Here is a 17,302-nt window from a genome sequence, read left to right on the forward strand (position 1 = left end):
TCCCGGCCCGCCTGACCACCGGCCGCAGGCCCTTTTCGCTCCCCGTGTACCCTCGCCGGGCACCGGTATACGCTGCCTGATCATGCGCATAACAGCACGCGGGCCCGCCGCCGGCGCCACCGCTCTCCTCACTGTCCTGCTCGCCTCGGTCACCGGTTGCTCGTCCTCCGGTTCCTCCGACGGCGAGGACGGCTCCAAGCTGCTCACCGCGCTCGGAAGCCTCGACGACGACAGCGGGACGAAGCAGGTGACCTTCCTCGACGTCTCCCGGGTGAGGGAGTTGAGCAAGGATGACGCCAAGCGGTTCGCGCCCGTCTCGGAGCCGGCCAGTGCGCTGCTGAGTCCGCACGAGCCCGGTCTCCTCGGGCAGCAGTTCGAGGTGGCCCAGATCGACACCGCGGTCGACACCCCGGAGGCGGGGCACTGGACGGGTTCGTTCGATGCGGCGGCGGTCGCCGAGTCGCTGAAGTCCGCCGGCTATACGCAGAGCGAGAAGGACGGCCGGAAGGTCTGGGCGCACTCCGGTGGCACGGGGGCGTCGCTCGACGTCTCGGACGACGCGATCTCGTACTCCACGCGGGACTCCGATCCCATGGCCGCTGTCGACCCGGAGAAGGGCTCCTCCCTCGCCGACGACAAGGAGTTCCGGCGGGCGGCCGAGTGCCTGGGGGACGTCTACCGCGCGGACTTCAACCCGCCCTCGTCCTCCTCCGACCCGGTGCGCCTGGCGGCTCTGGGCCAGCAGGCGGACTCCAAGGCCGAGAACACCGAGATCCTCTGCTTCGTGGTCGAGGACGACGCCGCCGCGAAGAGCCTGGAGAGCAAACTGCTCGAGGTCGTCGACGAGAAGGCGCCGAAGTTCGACGGCACGAAGGTGACCGTGGAGAAGGGGGACCAGCCGCTGGTGCGGGCCGTGGTCCCTGACAGCGCTTCCCAGCGGCCGGGGCGGCTGGTCATCTCGGACCTGGAGCTGTGGATGACGGCGGCGGAGTAGCGGCGCGCACCACGCCCGGTGGCGCGGGGGACACGGCGACTCCGCCGTGTCCCCCGCGCTCGCTCACTCCGGGTGGCGTACGAGCGTCAGAGGCACTTTCCGCTCAGCCAGGACTTCAGTTCCTTGGGCCAGGTCGTGACCATCGCCTGCGAGGAGACGGGGGTGGCGAACTGGTCCAGCTTCTCCTGCCATGTGGCGTACTGGCCGGAGGCCGCGGGAGGGGGCTCCTCCCAGCCGACCGCCGCCGAGTCGACCCAGCGCGGGTAGTTCGTGAGCGTGGCTCCGAGACCGGCCGCCTCGATGCGCTTGATGAGTTCGGCCTTCAGGTCGGTGTTCTTGGCGCCCGTATAGATCATGATCTTCTGCGTGGAGGCCCGCTCGGCGATGGGGTCGATGACCTCTTTCCAGGCGGTCTCACGGATGGACGCGTCGGCGCTGAGCAGGGACTTTCCGGCCTCGCCCTTGAGCTCCACGAAGGCCGCCATGTTCTGGCTTTTGGCGCTGGCGAGCCATTCGCGGAAGGTGTAGACGGTCTCACCGGTGTACGGGCCGTGAACGATCGTGCGGCCCTTGAGCTGGTCGGCGCCGGTGGCCCACCAGATGTCGTTGACGTCGGCCTTGGGGCCCGTGAGTCCCCTGGTGGTGCTGTTGTGCCACATCACCCCCTTGGTGCCGTTCTTGGTGAGCTGGAGGTCGGCCTCCACGCCGCCCGCTCCCCAGCTCTTGTGCTGCGCGAGGCCCTTCGGGTGGTTCGGCTGCCGCACCTGGTCCCGCTCCCAGGCGTTCTCCGCGGTCGGGTAGCCGCCGTGCCCGTAGACCACGGGGCAGACGGGCAGCGGCGGCGGGCTGCTGTAGCGCTCGACCATGTGGACCCGGTCGAGGGTCCAGCCCGTGGGCTCCGACCAGCTGTGCAGGGCGTCGCCGAGGGTGCCGTCGGCCTTGGCGACGAAGGTGATGGCCTTCGCCCGTGTGTCGCTGTATCCGTAGAAGGTGGCGAGGTCGTCGCGGCCGTCACCGTTGTAGTCGCCGGTGACGATGCGCATCTGGGACCGCTCGTACCACCCCGGTACGGCGGTCAGGAGCTCGCGCCGGTTGCCGAACCGGCCGTCCGCGTCGAGGTCGAAGCCGATGAGGGCGTCGTGCCCGTCGGCGTAGTCGTACCAGGCGGCGAACTCGTCACGGCCGTCACCGTCGAAGTCACCGGAGTGCACGTCGACCCGGCCGAACTGCCAGCCGGTGGACTCCCAGCCGCGTACGGGCTCGCCGAACCCGCCGTCGGACCTGGCAGTGAAGGCCATCAGCCGCACGGTGCCGGCGGTGTAGCTGTCCAGGACCCCGATGTCGTCGCGGCCGTCCCCGTCGAAGTCGCCGGTGGCGAACTTCATGCGGGCGACCTCCCATCCGTCGGCGGCGGTGCGCGCGAAGGACGCGGAGGGGGTACCGAAACCGCCCTTGGCATCGGCCAGGAACGTGAAGAGCTTGTCGTCGCCGTTGCGGTAGTCGTACCAGGCGGCGATGTCGTCGCGGCCGTCACCGTTGAAGTCACCGGCTTCGGCGGTGATCGCGTCGAAGGTCCAGTTCCCGGGGGCCACGGCCCAGGAGGCGAAGTGGGCGGCGAAGGTGCCGCTGCCCGTGCCGAGCCAGGTGAGGAGGGAGACGCGTCCGTCGTCGTAGCCGTAGAAGGCGGCGACGTCACCGATCCCGTCCCCGTTGAAGTCACCGGTGACACGCTTCATGTGCTCGGCCCAGAAATTGCCGGCGGCCGACTCCCAGGCCCTGTTGGGTGCGGCGAAGCCGCCGTCCGTGCCGGCCAGGAAGGCCCGCATGCGGTCCTCGCCCTTGCTGTAGTCGTACCAGGCGACCATGTCACTGCGGCCGTCGCCGTTGTAGTCGTGGCGGGGCCCCTTGCCGGCCGCCCGCACGGTGGCTGCCCGCGTCCCGTCGTCGGGCCGGGCGGTGGAGCTGACGTACGGAAAGCCTGCCGGTCCACCGGCGGCATCAGCGGTGGCCGCGACAGCGGCCGCCGTTTCGGCCTCCCCACCCGCGACCGCACTCGCACTGCCGGTGCCCGCCTGCAGACCGAGCAGGGCGCACACGGCAGCGGTGCCTATTATCCCCAAACGTCTCTTCATCCGACTGTTCATCCCCCACGTTCACTTCACTGTCACTGCTGCGTTGTCACTGGACGAGAACGCGCCCGCGTTCCACGGACACGCTTCGCTCCGCCGCCCGAAGAGACGTCACCCCCTCGGCCGCCGGGGGTCCCCCCTCGACCCGGCAAAGCCGCCGACGATTAGATCACCGGCGCGTCCGCGTGAACAGCCCGCACGAGGCCGATCCGCGACGGCGGGCCTCAGAGGCTGTCCAGCTCGGCCGCGAGGTCCGGGGCCCGCATGCCGGGGAAGGCGTACCCCTCGGTCCCGTCCCACGGGACGTCGAGGTCGTCCATGTGTACGCGCCATTCCGCTTCCGGCAGGGCACGGCGCAACTCGCTCACGGAGGCCAGTACATGGTCGAGGACCGCCAGCACCCGGCCGGGGTCGAAGGGCATCTTGGTGGAGCCGGCGACCAGCTCGTCCGGACGGCTGCCATCGCCGTCGTACAGGTGGAGACCCTCCTCGTCCTCGTACGGGAAGGCTTCCCCGTGGGCAGCGGCGATGCGCTCGACGGCTGCCCTCTCGGCATCCGTCAGTGGCACCGCCCGGTGCGCGCCGTAGTAGAGAGAGACGCTCATAAGCCCGAGCGTACCGAGGGGGTACGACAGAGCCGCCCGGCACGGTTCAGCCGGCCGAAGCGCTGGGAACGGGGACGGTGCGCGCCTCCGGACGGGTTGTCGCGGGCGGCCGTTGCGCCGACGATGGGGTGGCATGCCGCCGTGGACGGGAGGGCGAGTTGACGGATCCCTGGGTGGCTCTGGCCGCCGACGCGAACCCCGGTGCCCGGCTCGGTGAACTGCGGCGGGCCCATGAGGTGTTCACCTCCGACGGCCGGCTGGAGACGCCGGTGCGGTCCGTCGTGGGCCAGTCGTGGCGTCGGTCCGCCCGGGCGCGGGTCAGTCCGGACGGCGCGGCGCTGGTCGAGCTCGGCGCGGCAGAGGTCGGACCGTACCGGGAGGCGCATCCCCTGGCCCGGGTCATGCCGATGATCCGCGAACTCATGAGTGCCTACGCGGTGGACGGCGAGCATCTGCTCGCCGTGTGCGACGCGCACGGCAGGCTGCTCTGGGTCGAGGGGCATGCGCGGGCCCGTCGGCGCGCGGAGCGGATGAACTTCGTGGAGGGGGCCCGCTGGGCGGAGTCGGAGGCCGGCACCAACGCACCCGGTACGGCGCTCGCGGTGGACCGCCCGGTCCAGGTGTTCGGCGCCGAGCACTTCCTCCGGCCGGTCCAGCAGTGGACCTGCGCGGCCGCCCCGCTGCACGACCCGCACACGGGCCGGCTGCTCGGCGCCGTCGACATCACCGGCGGCGACGGGCTGGCGCATCCGCACAGCCTGGCGTTCGTACAGGCGGTGGCGCGTGCCGCCGAGTCCCAGCTGGCGCTCGTCGCGCCGCCGTCCGCCACCGGCTCGGCACAGCTGTCCGCGCTCGGCCGTGACGAGGCGCTCCTGGTCGCGGGCGGGCGCAGGATCCGGCTCAGCAGACGCCACAGCGAGATCCTGGTGACGCTGGCACTCCATCCGGAGGGGCTCGGCGGTGACGAGCTGCTGATCGAGCTGTACGAGGACGAGTCCGTCCCACCGGTGACGATCCGGGCCGAACTCGCCCGGCTGCGGCGGCTCCTGGGACCGGAGCTCCTGCGCTCGCGTCCGTACCGGCTGGGCCTGCCGGTGGACGCCGACTTCGACACCGTGGCACGCAGGCTGGAGTCCGGGGCGGTGGCGGCGGCGCTCGGCGCGTACGCGGGCCCCCTGCTGCCGCGTTCGCAGGCTCCGGCCGTCGTCCGGCTGCGGGACCGGATCGCCGGGCAGCTGCGTGCCGCGCTGATCGCCCGGGGCGACCCGGGGCTGCTCGCCGACTGGGCGTACAGCCCGTGGGGCGGGGACGACCTCCCGGTCTGGCAGGCGCTCGCCGGGGCGGCACCACCGGAGCGGCGTGCGGCGCTCCTGGCCAGGGCCCGGGCGCTCGACGAGGAGCAGCGCTCGTAGGGCCGCTCACGGGGCGGGCGGTGCAACGGCGTTGCAACGTCGCGCTCCCTAGCCTCACGCCGAGGGCCGTCCAACGGCGGGCGGCACGGATCCGGGAGGCCACAGAGATGACCCGTTACGCGGAACCCGGCACCGAGGGTGCCATCGTCTCGTACGAGTCCCGTTACGACCACTGGATCGGCGGCGCCTACGTCCCGCCGGCCCGTGGTCAGTACTTCGAGAACCCCAGCCCCGTCAACGGCCGCCCCTTCACGGAGATCGCCCGTGGCACCGAGGACGACGTGGAGCGCGCACTGGACGCCGCGCACGCGGCGGCCCCCGCCTGGGGTGCCGTCTCCGCGGGCGACCGGGCGAACGTCCTCAACCGGATCGCCGACCGCATGGAAGCGCATCTGGAGGAGCTTGCGGTCGCCGAGAGCTGGGAGAACGGCAAGCCGGTACGCGAGACACTGGCCGCCGACATCCCGCTGGCCATCGACCACTTCCGGTACTTCGCGGGTGCGCTGCGCGCCCAGGAGGGCTCGCTCAGCGAGATCGACGACGACACCGTCGCGTACCACTTCCACGAGCCGCTGGGTGTGGTGGCCCAGATCATCCCGTGGAACTTCCCCATCCTGATGGCCGTGTGGAAGCTCGCGCCCGCGCTGGCAGCCGGGAACGCGGTGGTCCTCAAACCGGCGGAGCAGACCCCGGCGTCCATCCATGTGTGGATGAGCCTGGTCGCGGATCTGCTTCCCCCGGGCGTGGTCAACATCCTCAACGGCTTCGGCGCGGAGGCCGGCAAGCCGCTCGCGTCCAGTCCGCGGGTCGCCAAGATCGCCTTCACCGGCGAGACCACGACGGGGCGCCTGATCATGCAGTACGCCTCGGAGAACCTGAAGCCCGTCACCCTGGAGCTGGGCGGCAAGTCGCCGAACCTGTTCTTCGACGACGTATGGGCGAAGGACGACGACTTCCGGGACAAGGCGCTCGAGGGGTTCACCATGTTCGCCCTCAACCAGGGCGAGGTGTGCACCTGTCCGTCGCGGGCGCTGATCCAGCGCGGGCACTACGGCGAGTTCCTCGAAGCGGGCATCGCCCGTACCGAGCAGATCGTGCCGGGCCACCCGTTGGACACCGACACGATGATCGGCGCGCAGGCCTCCGCCGAGCAGCTGAAGAAGATCCTGTCGTACCTGGAGATCGGGCAGCAGGAGGGCGCGAAGATCCTGACGGGTGGTCAGCTCGTGGAGCACGGGGGCGCGCTGGAGGGCGGTTACTACGTTCAGCCGACGATCTTCGAGGGGGACAACCGCATGCGGGTCTTCCAGGAGGAGATCTTCGGGCCCGTGGTCGCGGTGACGTCGTTCTCGGACTTCGACGAAGGCATCAGGACGGCGAACGACACGCTGTACGGGCTCGGGGCGGGCGTGTGGACCCGGGACACCAACACCGCCTACCGGGCGGGCCGGGCCATCAAGGCGGGCAGGGTCTGGACGAACTGCTACCACGCGTATCCGGCCCACGCCGCTTTCGGAGGGTACAAGCAGTCGGGCATCGGGCGGGAGAACCACAGGATGATGCTGGAGCACTACCAGCAGACGAAGAACCTCCTGGTGTCCTACAGCCCGAAGAAGCTGGGCTTCTTCTAGCCGGCCCGGTGACGGGCGCCTGGCCTGAGGCAGCCCCGCCAGGGCCGGTGTGGGTGCACCGCCGTCCGGCGTGGGGTCATTCGGCTTCTTCGATGCGGCGGAGGCGGACTTCCTCGATGTCCAGGGAGGCTTGCATCTGGCGCAGGACGGTGTCGTCGATGCGGAGTTCGTCACGTAGTTCGATCATGGTGCTGCGCTTGTGGGCGATGACGGCGAGCCGCAGTGCCGTGTACTGCTGGGCGTGCCGCAGCGCGGGATCGGTCGGTGAGCCGTCATCGGCGTCGGTGTCGGCATGGGCTCGGACGAGAGCGAGGTGCTTCTCGAATTCGCGGCGTACGCGGTCGAAGACATCCTGGTCGGCGTTCAGTTCCGCAGCAAGGTCCGGAAGCGCCGCAAGCGCCTGCTCGGAGGCGCGGGTCCGGGCGAGGTGGAGTTCGTCGGCCACGAGGGTGTCGGCGGGGAGCCGGGCCCAGCGCACGACGCCCGGCAGGGCGGTGCCTTGGAGGACAAGGGTGAGGAGGATGACACCGGAGGCGACGAAGACGATGATGTCGCGGTCGGGGAACGGGTCGCCGGACTTGAGGGTGGCAGGGACGGACAGGGCCAGGGCGAGGGAGATCGCGCCGCGGAATCCGGTGACCGCGTTGACGACGCGGGGACGGGCGCCCACGCGTCGCTCCCGCTGCTGAGGGCGGCGGTCGAGCACACGGATGAGATAGGGAGAGGTGAACAGGAACGCGAAGCGGACGGCGATGACCACCCCGGTCACGATCACGACGGCGACGCTGGCTGCGGCCAGGTCGCCGCCGGTCAGCTCCCGAGCCGCTGACAGGCTCTCCAGGCCGACCAGGACGAACAGGGAGCCGTTGATCAGGAAGGTGGCCAGCGACCAGAACGCGGTGGTCTGCCGACGGCCTGCGGCCTGTCCGACCCGGGGCCCGGTCTGGCTCATGATCAGCCCGCACACCACGACCGCCAGGACGCCGGAGGCCTGGATGGCCTCGGCACCGAGGTAGGCGGTGAAGGGGACGGTGAGGATGGCGGTGTTCTCCAGCAGGGGGTCGGCCAGGTGCTGGCGCAACCTGCCGCCGAGCCAGGCCACTACGACTCCGACGAGGGCGCCGCCACCGTAGGAAAGCAGCGTCAGCCAGGCGACGTGGGCGGGACCGAGGTGTTCCTCGCCGACGGTGATACCCACGGCCAGTCCGTAGACGACCAGGGCAGTGCCGTCGTTGACCAGGCTTTCGGCACGGAGGATGGTCACCGCGCGACGCGGCAGCATGCGAGCCATCGCTGCCACGGCGGTCGCGTCGGTCGGTGCGACCGCCGCGCCGAGCACCCAGGCAGGTCCCCAGCCCATGCCGAGGGCGTGGGCGGTGGCGGCGACGCCCGCAGCGGTGAGCACGACCAAGGCCGTGCTCATCAGGACGATCGGCCGCAGGTTGTGGCGGATCTCCCGCAAGGATGTCGTCAGGCTCTCCCAGTACAGAAGCACGGGCAAGAAGATCAGCAGTACCACTTCGGGCGGAAGAGAAGCATCCCGTAGAGCGGGGACGAACCCGAGAACCAGCCCGAGGGCGAGCAGGAGAATCGGCGGGGCGATCCGCAGGCGTTGAGCCGCCGTGTGCCCGAGCAGCAGCGCCAGGCCAAGAGTGACGACGAGTTCGAGTCCGAGCACGTGCTACTTCTCTCCCTTGACGAACGACGGCAGCGGCCCTGGGCGGGCGGTGAGCGGATGCCGGCGACTGCCGGAATTCCATCGGGCCAGTGTCACTGTCCGGTCCACGGCATCGACGCAGGACACGACGGCACCCGCGAGCGCCCTCTCCACGACCGTGCCGGTGTTCCAGCGGCCGTCGGGCGCCGCCGCGCTCATCCGGATGCGGCTCGCCCCGGCCAGGCCCGACTGCTGGAGGTCGCAACATCCGCACAGGGCCAACATGTTCCTCCACGAACATGCCTCTGGCAGATGCCCCAGGGACATGATCCCAGGGGATGATTCGTCCGAAAAAGTGGAAATGACGGGGCATCACATCGTATCCCGGCGGCCCGCAACGCTCACCAAATAACGCAAATCAGCACGATGCTGAATATCCGTCAGGTGACCGAAAAGCAACAGATCCACTCACGATCCGATCCCCCCGTGGTGATACGATCACCGAGCTTGCCAAGCGCCAAGGAACCCGCTATGGCATCACTGGAAAGTCAGCGCATCGGCCCAGAATCCGCCACCCCCGGGGGAGACCTATGCCATCAGTCAAGCCCTTCAAAACTGTCGGGCCAGGCGAGCATGTGCGACCGACCCCACATATCCGTGGGTGCGGGACACCAGTGACCGGGGACGTACTCGACCTCGCCCGCCAGACATTCAGTATCCGGTGGCCCAGTCGCCCGAAGAGAGCCTTATGACGCAATACCTCCAGGATCCAGCCTTTTGGGTTCTGATCGCTGGAATTCTTGTCGCAGTCGTCGTGATATCGCGCGGCAGGAAGAAGATATCCGAGCTACGCAGAGAGAAAGAGGATCTGAACACTCACTACGCGAATCTCGAGAATCACTACACCGAGGCCGTCGAAGAGGCCAAGGACCGGGCCGAGGAAGCGACGAAGACCGCGCTGAAGGCGGCCATGCGTACGCTTCAGGGCCTCGCCGGCGAACAGCAGTTGGCGATCACGAAGCTGCAGGAGAAGTACGGGGAACTCCAGATTCTCCAGGACCTCCTCGATATCGACCACATGAACTCGCAGTTCGCCCGGCGCGCGCAGTCCATCGCCGTGCTCTGCGACGGCTGGCTCGGCAGGCAGCGCGCCGCCGCATCGCTCTATGACGTGGTCAGGAGCGCGAAGGGGCGCATCCGCTACTTCACCCGTGTGGAGATCCGGGCCCAGACGAACTTCGCGATCGCCAGCCGCGCCGTCGAACCGGTCGCGCTGACCCTGGCCGAGCTGCTGGACAACGCGACGAGTTACTCCGCGCCGGAAACGACGATCGAGATCAACATCCGCCCCGTACCCAAGGGCGTCTGCATCATCGTCGACGACGCCGGTGTCGGCATGAACGAGGAGGAGAAGGAACGGGCCGCGAAGCTCCTTTCGAGCGAGCGCTCCCCCGGTGTCTCGGGGCTGGGAAACCCGCCCCAGTTCGGGTTCACCGTGATCGGCGTCCTCGCCGCCAGGTACGGCTTCACCGTCTCCGTGGACTCGACCTCCCCCTACGGCGGCGTCCGAGCGGTCGTACTGCTCCCGGAGGATCTCCTCACCACCATCCAGGCGCCCGAGCCCGGGCCGGAGCCCGAGCCCAAGGAGTCCCCCACGGTGGCCGTACCCCCCTCCATGCCGCCCGAGGAGGCCCCGGTGGTCGCCTCGACCACCCCAGGAGGTCTGCCCAAACGCCGGCGCAGAGGCGCGATATCCATCGTGCCGGCCGTCGACTCGACGGAAGTGCCGGCTCGTTCCAGCGAACAGACCGCTTCCGTCATGGGCGCGTTCCAGCGCGGAACACAGTCCGGTCGCCGTTCCACCAACGCAAGCAGCGAAGGGCCTGAGACTCAGTGAATTACGACCTGTCATGGATGCTTGACAGTGCCCTGGAAGTGCCCGAGGCGCAGCACGCCCTTCTCGTGTCCGCCGACGGTCTTCTCATGGCGCGTTCGAAGGGCGTCGGCAAGGACCAGGCCGACACCGTCGCCGCCGCCATGAGTGGAATCCAGTCGCTGAGCCGGACGGTGGTCGACTTCTGCGGCACACCGGAGAGCCGGCACCGTCAGTGGCGCCAGACCCTGGTCGAGTTCGACCACGGCTGGGTCTTCCTCATCTCCGCCGGCGAGGGCGCCTATCTCGCGGTTTCCGCGACGCCCGACGTCGACATGGCCGAGATCACGTTCCGCATGCAGCAGCTCGTCGGACAGCTCGGCAAGGCCCTGTCCACGCCCCCTCGCGAGATTGCCGACACCAAGGCATGACGACACCGGACGATCCCGAACAGGAACAGCCCCCCACCCCCTTAGTCCCGGCCTATGTCATCACCAACGGCCGCAGTCTGCTGGACGACGACACCCTCTCGCTGATCACTCTGGTGACGGCCGCTCAGGACTCACCGGCCGTGGAGCATCTCGACCCGGAGAAGCGGCGTCTTCTGGAGCTGTGCTCCGGGGGACACCTGTCGGTGGCGGAGATCGCCGGGCACACGCAGTTCCCCGTCGGCGTCGTCAAGATCCTGCTGTCCGATCTCACCCAGGGCGGGTACCTCGTCACGCGGGCCCCGATCCCCACCGCGAAGCTCGTCGACCGGAACATACTGGAGCAGGTGCTGCATGGCCTTCAAGCCCGATTTGGATGACGGTGTCTATCTCCGGGAATCGGTGCAGACCGCAGCGAAGATCCTGGTGGTCGGGCACTTCGCCGTGGGCAAGACCACGTTCATCGGAACGATGTCCGAGATTCCGCCGCTGCGCACCGAAGAGGTCATGACCCGGGCGGGCGAGGGGATCGACGACCTCAAGGGCACGACCGGCAAGACCACGACCACGGTCGCGATGGACTTCGGCCGGCTCACGCTCAGCGAGGAGCTGGTGCTCTACCTCTTCGGGACGCCGGGGCAGCAGCGGTTCGTGCAGGTCTGGGAGGACATCTCACGCGGTGCGCTCGGGGCACTGGTACTGGTGGACCCGGAGCGCCTCGACGAGTCCTTCCCCGTGATGGACCTGGTCGAGCACTACGGGATCCCGTACGCCATCGCCGTGAACCGCTTCGGCGACCGCCCCGATCACGCGGACGAGGAGATCCGGGAGGCACTCGACCTGCTGCCCGAGACACCGCTCGTCAACTGCGACGCTCGCGATCAGCGTTCCTCCGCGAACGCGCTGATCACGCTCGTCCGTTACCTCCAGTCACGCCTCAACTAGGAGCTCGACCCCCATGCAATCCCCTTCGGACTTCCCCGCACCGCCACCGGGATGCCCCGCACACGGCAGCGGTGTTCCCCTGTACGGCCCCGAGTTCGCCGCCGATCCGCACGGTTTCTACGAGCACCTGCGAACGTTCGGCCCGGCCGCGCCCGTCGAACTGTCGCCCGGTGTGCACGCCTCGCTGGTCACGGACTACGCGGCGGCGCTGCACGTCCTGCAGAATCCGGAGACCTTCGTCCGGGACGCGCGGCGCTGGCGCGCGCTCAACGCGGGCGAGGTCCCTCTGGACAGCGCGATGGTCCCCATGATGTTGTACCGGCCGAACTCGCTCTACTCCGACGGTGCCGCGCACATGAGGCGCCGTCAGGTCGTGACCGAGACGTTCGCGCGGATCGACACGCACCGGCTGAGCAGGCACATCGACCGGGTCGCCGACTACCTCATCAGCGACTTCAACGGCCGGGGCCGGGCTGATCTGGTCGCCGACTACGCCCAGTTGGTGCCCCTGCTGGTCTTCAACGAGCTCTTCGGCTGCCCCGCGGAACTGGGCGACCAGCTGGTCTCCAGCATCTCCAGCCTGATGGACGGCATCGAGGCGGACAAAGCCATCGCTCTGCTGACCGAGACGCTGATGGAACTGATCGCCCTGAAGCGCGCTCAGCCCGGTGACGACATCACCTCCTGGCTGATGGAGCACCCGGGCCGCCTGACGGACGAGGAGCTGATCTCCGAGATCATGACGCTGATCGGAGGCGGCGCCGAGCCCACCCAGAACCTCATCGGCAACGCACTGCGGCTCCTGTTGTCCGACGACAAGTACGCGGGCGACCAGTACGGCGGGAGCCTGCTGGTCGAGGACGCCATCAACGACGTGCTCTGGAACAACCCGCCCATAGCCAACTGGGCCGGCCACTATCCGGTGCACGACGTCGAGCTCTCCGGGACGAAGCTGAACGCCGGGGACCCCGTCCTCATCAGCTTCGCGGCCGCCAACAGCGACCCGAGCCTCTCGACCAGCCGCCAGACGCTCAGCAAGCGAGCTCACCTGGCCTGGGGCGCGGGCCCGCACGCGTGCCCCGCCAAGGACCTGGCGCTGCTCATCTCGGTCCTGACGATCGAGAAGCTCCTCAACAAACTGCCGGACATCGAGCTGAGCGTCCCGGTCGAATCGCTGACGTGGCGGCCGGGTCCGCTGCACCGCGCGCTGACATCGTTGCCTGCCCGGTTCACCCCGGTCCGCGGGGGGAGTTCGACCGCCGCACGTTTCTCGGCCGATGTCCGTTCCGCACCGGCTCATCCGGTGGGCGAACAACAGCAACAAACCCGAAAGGGGACTTTCTGGAGCGGCTTTCTCTCCTGGTGGAAGGGGTGACATCCACCACACCACATGGGCGGTCGCGGTCGCATGGGTGTTCCACCTGAGGGGTAGTCAGGGCTGGAAACCTTACGTGATCCTTTGAGAGAAAGATTCTCGTGGAACCCACCCTGCCAACCGCGACCGTCGACCGTCGCACCGTGGCCTCCCTTTTCTCCCGGCTGCGCACCGGGAAAGGCCAGTCGAATCCCCGACCCCTCTACGCGGAACTGAGGGAGCTCGGGGATATCTTCCCCTCCCCCTGGGGCGGACACCTCGTCACCTCCTACGCGCTCTGCGACGAGGTCATGCGGAGCAGAACGTGGAAAGTGCCCGATACCGAGTGGAGGGCCGGTCAAGCCAACGCCGCGCGCTGGAACACACCGGCCTCACTGCAGACGGCGAAATCGCTTCCCATGCTCAATCCGCCTCGCCATACGAAAGTGCGGCGTTCGACGGGCAACATGTTCGACCGGGCCAAGCTTGCCGAGATTGAGGGTTCGATAGCGAAGAACGTCGAGAAGGTGCTCGACGCCTTCGAGGACGAGCTGCTCAAGGGGCCTGCGGATTTCAATTCCCTGGTCGCCGACGAGCTTCCCGTACGATCGATCGGGGAATGGCTCAACCTTCCGTCGGACGATTATTCCCGGCTGAGGTCGCTGACCAATGACCAGACCCTCAGCCAGGAATTCTTCCCCACCCCCAGCCAACTCGCCCGGGCGGACGCGGCGGCCCACGGGCTCCAGGAGTACTTCACCGCACTGGTGCGGGAGCGTCGCGCGAGGCCGGGGGACGACCCGGTCTCCTCGTGGATAGCGACCTGGGACACGCTGGAACCGGACCGGGAGAAAGCCGACGCCGAGGCACACTCCATGGCGGTCTTCGTGATCGTCGCGGCCCTGGAGACCACGGAGCACCTGCTGTCCAGCATGGTGCGGCTGCTGCTGGAACACCCCGAGCAGCTGGAGCGGCTGCGCGCCCACCCCGAGTACATCCCGCACGTGGTCGACGAGACCCTGCGCTACGACCCGGCGATCCACGCGATCAGCAGAACGGCACCGCACGACATCACGCTGGGCGGCACGCCGGTCCGCGAGGGCGAGATGGTGCAGCTGATGGTGGGAGCCGCCCAGCACGATCCGCGGCAGTACGAGGATCCCGAGAAGTTCGACGTCAGCCGTAAGCCGCCCCACTTCGGTTTCGGCAGCGGAATCCACTACTGCCTCGGTGCGCCGCTGGCGCGACTGGAAGGCAGTCTGCTGCTGACCTCGATGCTCCGGCGGCTGCCCCGGCTGCGGATCAGCGAACCGCCCGCCTGGGAGCCCCGGGTTTCGTTCCGCCGGCTCAACCGCCTCATGGTGACACCGGCCTGAACGGGCCGCACCGAAGAGAGGAACCGTTTCATCGTGCCCAGTCTTCCGAAACCGCCTGTCAGGAATCAAGAAATATGATCGATGATCTCAAAGCCCTGCACGTCGAGCACGACAACGCGGTGGTGAAAGTCCGGTTGAACAGCCCGGAGACCGGAAACGCGATATCCGGACTGCTCCTGGACGAACTCCTCGCCGTCCTCGGCGCACTGGACGACCATCCCACCACGCGCGTCCTGGTCCTCTCCGGCGCGGGTTCCGACTTCTGTCTCGGCGGCGACCGCACCGAATTCCCCTCCCTGCTCTCCCCGGAGACCGGCAACGCGAGCATGCGCGCGCTCGCCAACAAGGCCCGCCGGATGTGCGACCTGCTGGCGAACACCGGGGTCGTCACCATCGCGCGGCTGCACGGCGGCGTCGTGGGAGCGGGACTCGGACTCGCGGTCTTCTGCGATCTGCGCGTCGGAGCGGACACCAGCACCTACCGGATACCGGAGCTGGGACTCGGCGTGCCCCCGGCCTGGGGCGGAATCACCGCCCGGATGCTGTACGAGACGGGTGCCGCCCGGATCCGGGAGCTGCTGCTCACCGCCGACAGGTTCGACGCCGACCGGGCCGCCGAACTGGCCATCCTGCACAAGGTCGTTCCGGAGGACCAGCTCGACGCCACCGTCGACCGTTGGATCAAGCCGCTGCTGCGTCGCTCCCCCACGGCGCTGCGCAGTACGAAGGCCATGCTGAACTCCTACGCCGGCGCCAACCGCCTCGGCGACGCCACGCTGTTCGACGCCGAGCTGCTGACCGCCGCGGTCACCGCGGCCGAGGCCGCCCGGCGCCGCTGACCCGCTCCCCACCAGGCCGGAGGTGGGGCCGATCAGCCACGGCACGGCGACGGATGCCGTCATGGGCGGTGCCGGAGCAGTGGCGGTGCGGGCTCAGCCCCGCGTCGCCTCCACCGCCGAGGCGACGAAGTCTGCGACCAGTCGCCGCCGGTCCTCCTGGCTCCAGGCGAGGACCAGCGCGCTCCCCGGCGCGTCGGCCACCGGGACGTGAACGAGCCCCGGGTGCTGTGGCCGGGTCAGTGAACGCGGCAGCACCGCGACTGCTCGTCCCAGCAGCACCATGTGCGTCAGTTCGGCGCCGTCGGCAACCTCCGGACCGATCCCGGCGACGGGCTCGATCCCGGGCACCCCGCTGCCGCGGATACCTTTCCACCGGGGCAACGTCTCGTGGGCCAGGTCGGCGAGGGTCACCTCGCCACGGTGGGCGAGCCGGTGGTCCGGCGGCAGGATCGCCACCCGTCCTTCGCTCATCAGGGTTTCGTGATCCAGTCCGGTGAGGTCGTCGAACGGCACGTACAACAGAGCCACGTCCGCCCGGCCGTCGCGCACGTGGTCGGCGCGGTCGGTGGCCCCGCCGAACAGGATGTCGACCTGACGGGCGTCGGGCCGGCGGGCGTAGGCGGCCAGGATGCCGGACAGCAGATTCGCGTCTCCGCCGGGCTTGATCACCAAGCGCAACCGGGCCTCCCGCCCGCCTGCGCGGCGGGTCTTCTCGATCGCGGCCTCCACGGCAAGCAGCGCGTACCGGCCGTGGTACTGCAACACCTGCCCGGCGGGGGTCAGGGCGACGTGCCGACTGGAGCGCTCGACCAGCACCACTCCGAGCCGCTCCTCCAGTCGCCGTACCGCCTTGGACAAGGCGGGCTGGGCGATCCCCAGTCGCTCTGCCGCCCGGCCGAAGTGCAGTTCCTCGGCGAGAGCGGCGAAGTACTCCAGCTCGCGGGTCTCCAGATCGGCCATACCGCCACGATACTGGCTCATTCATTCCTCGGAGGAATGGATTCAGAATCCACCGGCCTTGGACTTCATGAAGAACGCCCAGTTCAATGAAGGCATGATTCACCACACGATGATCGTCGCCTTCGATGAACCAATTCCCTCCGGCGAACTCGAAGAGTTCCTGAAAGGGCTTGAGGAGCTGACTGTGGGCACCGATGCCTTTCAGTCCTTCACCGCCCGCCGCCACCTGCGCATCCCAGGCGACGACCACGCCCCCGTGGCTGTCGCTTCCGCCGTTGTCCAGCTCGGCGTGGCCGACCTCGACGCCCTCAACGCGTCCTTCGCCGTCCCCGGTCTCGGCGAATTCATCGACAGCTGGCAGGCCCGCCGCCCGTACAAAGCGATCTGGGTGAACCACGAGCCCCTCGCCTGACTCAGCACCCCGGCGCGTTGCCCGCCCGAGGCCGTCATACCCTCCGCCTGGCCCGAGATGGCATGCCGGTCTTCCTCCACGGTCACAAGTAGGCGGGCAGGGGCCTGTCCGGAGTGTGATGCACAAGCCGGCCCGCCGTACGGCGGTCGTGATGATCTACGGGAACCAGGCCAGGCGAGAGGGTGCGCCGCGACGGCGTCACCGCGCCCGTCGGCAGTGGCGCGCGACGCGGACCAGGGGGACGCTGGGCAGGGGGCCGGACCGAGGAGGAGCACATGGCCGACGAGCGGATACCTGGCATCGATCCGAGCGTCCCGCCGAGCGGTGACGGCTGCGCGGCGTGTCTGGCGGGCGCCGACCCCGGCTGGTGGTTCCACCTGCGCCGCTGCGCCGCCTGTGGGCACATCGGCTGCTGCGACTCCTCCCCGGCGCAGCACGCCTCACGACATGCCCGCGAGTCCGGGCACGCCTTCCTGACCAGCTTCGAACCGGGCGAGGACTGGTTCTGGAACGCCGAGACCCAGGAGTACTACGACGGCCCGGGCCTGGCCCCGCCCGGCTCGCACCCGGCCGCCCAGCCCGCCCCCGGCCCCGCGGGCAAGGTGCCCGAGAACTGGGAACGGCTGCTGCACTGACCCGGTCCGCCGTCGGCCGTCGCCCAAGCCCTGATCCCATCGACACACCGGG

General features: G+C 69.1%; 16 protein-coding genes. 12 read left to right on the top strand and 4 right to left on the bottom strand.

From position 1 onward, the window contains the following. The first annotated feature begins 82 nt into the window (after positions 1-82). Positions 83-994, top strand: coding sequence for a hypothetical protein (locus tag ACZ607_RS05205; protein WP_469731933.1), 912 nt, complete (start codon positions 83-85; stop codon positions 992-994). Positions 995-1,080: 86 nt separating this feature from the next. Here ACZ607_RS05205 and ACZ607_RS05210 read toward each other — a convergent pair whose 3' ends face one another. Both ACZ607_RS05210 and ACZ607_RS05215 read right to left on the bottom strand, forming a co-directional pair. Next, positions 1,081-3,126 (bottom strand): FG-GAP-like repeat-containing protein, encoded by a 2,046-nt coding sequence (locus tag ACZ607_RS05210; RefSeq protein WP_469731934.1) that lies wholly within the window; start codon positions 3,124-3,126, stop codon positions 1,081-1,083. A 221-nt stretch (positions 3,127-3,347) separates the two neighbouring features. Continuing rightward, positions 3,348-3,728, bottom strand: a complete 381-nt coding sequence (locus ACZ607_RS05215) for a hypothetical protein (protein WP_469731936.1) — start codon at positions 3,726-3,728, stop codon at positions 3,348-3,350. Between the two features lie 158 nt (positions 3,729-3,886). Between ACZ607_RS05215 and ACZ607_RS05220 the strand changes: the two genes are divergently transcribed. Together ACZ607_RS05220 and exaC are read left to right on the top strand one after the other, a co-directional pair. Continuing rightward, the gene (locus tag ACZ607_RS05220) at positions 3,887-5,140 is read left to right on the top strand and encodes a GAF domain-containing protein (RefSeq protein WP_469731938.1); all 1,254 of its coding nucleotides are present in this window, start codon (positions 3,887-3,889) and stop codon (positions 5,138-5,140) included. A 107-nt stretch (positions 5,141-5,247) separates the two neighbouring features. Continuing rightward, positions 5,248-6,771 carry an acetaldehyde dehydrogenase ExaC gene (gene exaC / locus ACZ607_RS05225; RefSeq protein ID WP_469731940.1) on the top strand — a complete coding sequence of 508 codons (1,524 nt, stop codon included), beginning with the start codon at positions 5,248-5,250 and terminating at the stop codon, positions 6,769-6,771. A 76-nt stretch (positions 6,772-6,847) separates the two neighbouring features. On the opposite strand, the gene ACZ607_RS05230 is transcribed toward exaC, so the two are convergent. Next, a complete protein-coding gene (locus ACZ607_RS05230; RefSeq protein ID WP_469731942.1) occupies positions 6,848-8,449 on the bottom strand; it encodes a Na+/H+ antiporter in 1,602 nt (533 codons plus the stop codon). 727 nt (positions 8,450-9,176) lie between these two features. On the opposite strand from ACZ607_RS05230, the gene ACZ607_RS05235 reads away from it, so the two are divergent. The 7 genes from ACZ607_RS05235 to ACZ607_RS05265 all read left to right on the top strand — a co-directional run bounded on the left by ACZ607_RS05235 (position 9,177) and on the right by ACZ607_RS05265 (position 15,243). Continuing rightward, complete coding sequence (locus ACZ607_RS05235; RefSeq protein ID WP_469733388.1) at positions 9,177-10,325, top strand: ATP-binding protein; 1,149 nt, start codon at positions 9,177-9,179, stop codon at positions 10,323-10,325. Next, positions 10,322-10,732, top strand: a complete 411-nt coding sequence (locus ACZ607_RS05240; protein WP_406144633.1) for a roadblock/LC7 domain-containing protein — start codon at positions 10,322-10,324, stop codon at positions 10,730-10,732. The genes ACZ607_RS05235 and ACZ607_RS05240 overlap by 4 nt, the downstream gene beginning before the upstream one ends. Next, entirely contained in the window at positions 10,729-11,109 is a 381-nt protein-coding gene (locus ACZ607_RS05245) for a DUF742 domain-containing protein (protein ID WP_469731945.1), read from the top strand. The genes ACZ607_RS05240 and ACZ607_RS05245 overlap by 4 nt, the downstream gene beginning before the upstream one ends. Further along, on the top strand, positions 11,084-11,674 hold the full coding sequence (locus tag ACZ607_RS05250; RefSeq protein WP_469731947.1) for a GTP-binding protein: 591 nt from the start codon (positions 11,084-11,086) through the stop codon (positions 11,672-11,674). The genes ACZ607_RS05245 and ACZ607_RS05250 overlap by 26 nt, the downstream gene beginning before the upstream one ends. Positions 11,675-11,687: 13 nt before the next feature. After that, positions 11,688-13,049: a cytochrome P450 gene (locus ACZ607_RS05255; RefSeq protein ID WP_469731949.1), complete on the top strand. Its 1,362-nt coding sequence runs from the start codon at positions 11,688-11,690 to the stop codon at positions 13,047-13,049. A gap of 101 nt (positions 13,050-13,150) precedes the next feature. Further along, on the top strand, positions 13,151-14,404 hold the full coding sequence (locus ACZ607_RS05260; RefSeq protein WP_469731951.1) for a cytochrome P450: 1,254 nt from the start codon (positions 13,151-13,153) through the stop codon (positions 14,402-14,404). A 74-nt stretch (positions 14,405-14,478) separates the two neighbouring features. Next, entirely contained in the window at positions 14,479-15,243 is a 765-nt protein-coding gene (locus ACZ607_RS05265) for an enoyl-CoA hydratase/isomerase family protein (RefSeq protein ID WP_469731953.1), read from the top strand. Between the two features lie 93 nt (positions 15,244-15,336). Here the strand turns inward: ACZ607_RS05265 and ACZ607_RS05270 are convergent, their stop codons facing one another. Beyond that, positions 15,337-16,203, bottom strand: a complete 867-nt coding sequence (locus ACZ607_RS05270; RefSeq protein WP_469731954.1) for a LysR family transcriptional regulator — start codon at positions 16,201-16,203, stop codon at positions 15,337-15,339. Positions 16,204-16,297: 94 nt separating this feature from the next. Here ACZ607_RS05270 and ACZ607_RS05275 point away from each other — a divergent pair, with 94 nt between their 5' ends. Both ACZ607_RS05275 and ACZ607_RS05280 read left to right on the top strand, forming a co-directional pair. Next, positions 16,298-16,615, top strand: a complete 318-nt coding sequence (locus ACZ607_RS05275; protein WP_469733390.1) for a hypothetical protein — start codon at positions 16,298-16,300, stop codon at positions 16,613-16,615. 275 nt (positions 16,616-16,890) lie between these two features. After that, a complete protein-coding gene (locus ACZ607_RS05280) occupies positions 16,891-17,250 on the top strand; it encodes a UBP-type zinc finger domain-containing protein (RefSeq protein ID WP_469731956.1) in 360 nt (119 codons plus the stop codon). The last annotated feature ends 52 nt before the right edge of the window (positions 17,251-17,302 follow it).

Source organism: Streptomyces sp. NPDC104381, assembly GCF_055583745.1.

Excerpts from the sequence above, each read along its gene's own strand:
- ACZ607_RS05205 (WP_469731933.1), top strand. The coding sequence starts at position 83 with ATGCGCATAACAGCACGCGGGCCCGCCGCCGGCGCCACCGCTCTCCTC.
- ACZ607_RS05235 (WP_469733388.1), top strand. The coding sequence starts at position 9,177 with ATGACGCAATACCTCCAGGATCCAGCCTTTTGGGTTCTGATCGCTGGA.
- ACZ607_RS05270 (WP_469731954.1), bottom strand. The coding sequence starts at position 16,203 with ATGGCCGATCTGGAGACCCGCGAGCTGGAGTACTTCGCCGCTCTCGCC.
- ACZ607_RS05210 (WP_469731934.1), bottom strand. The coding sequence starts at position 3,126 with ATGAAGAGACGTTTGGGGATAATAGGCACCGCTGCCGTGTGCGCCCTG.
- ACZ607_RS05265 (WP_469731953.1), top strand. The coding sequence starts at position 14,479 with ATGATCGATGATCTCAAAGCCCTGCACGTCGAGCACGACAACGCGGTG.
- ACZ607_RS05275 (WP_469733390.1), top strand. The coding sequence starts at position 16,298 with ATGATTCACCACACGATGATCGTCGCCTTCGATGAACCAATTCCCTCC.
- exaC (WP_469731940.1), top strand. The coding sequence starts at position 5,248 with ATGACCCGTTACGCGGAACCCGGCACCGAGGGTGCCATCGTCTCGTAC.
- ACZ607_RS05245 (WP_469731945.1), top strand. The coding sequence starts at position 10,729 with ATGACGACACCGGACGATCCCGAACAGGAACAGCCCCCCACCCCCTTA.
- ACZ607_RS05250 (WP_469731947.1), top strand. The coding sequence starts at position 11,084 with ATGGCCTTCAAGCCCGATTTGGATGACGGTGTCTATCTCCGGGAATCG.
- ACZ607_RS05215 (WP_469731936.1), bottom strand. The coding sequence starts at position 3,728 with ATGAGCGTCTCTCTCTACTACGGCGCGCACCGGGCGGTGCCACTGACG.
- ACZ607_RS05280 (WP_469731956.1), top strand. The coding sequence starts at position 16,891 with ATGGCCGACGAGCGGATACCTGGCATCGATCCGAGCGTCCCGCCGAGC.
- ACZ607_RS05255 (WP_469731949.1), top strand. The coding sequence starts at position 11,688 with ATGCAATCCCCTTCGGACTTCCCCGCACCGCCACCGGGATGCCCCGCA.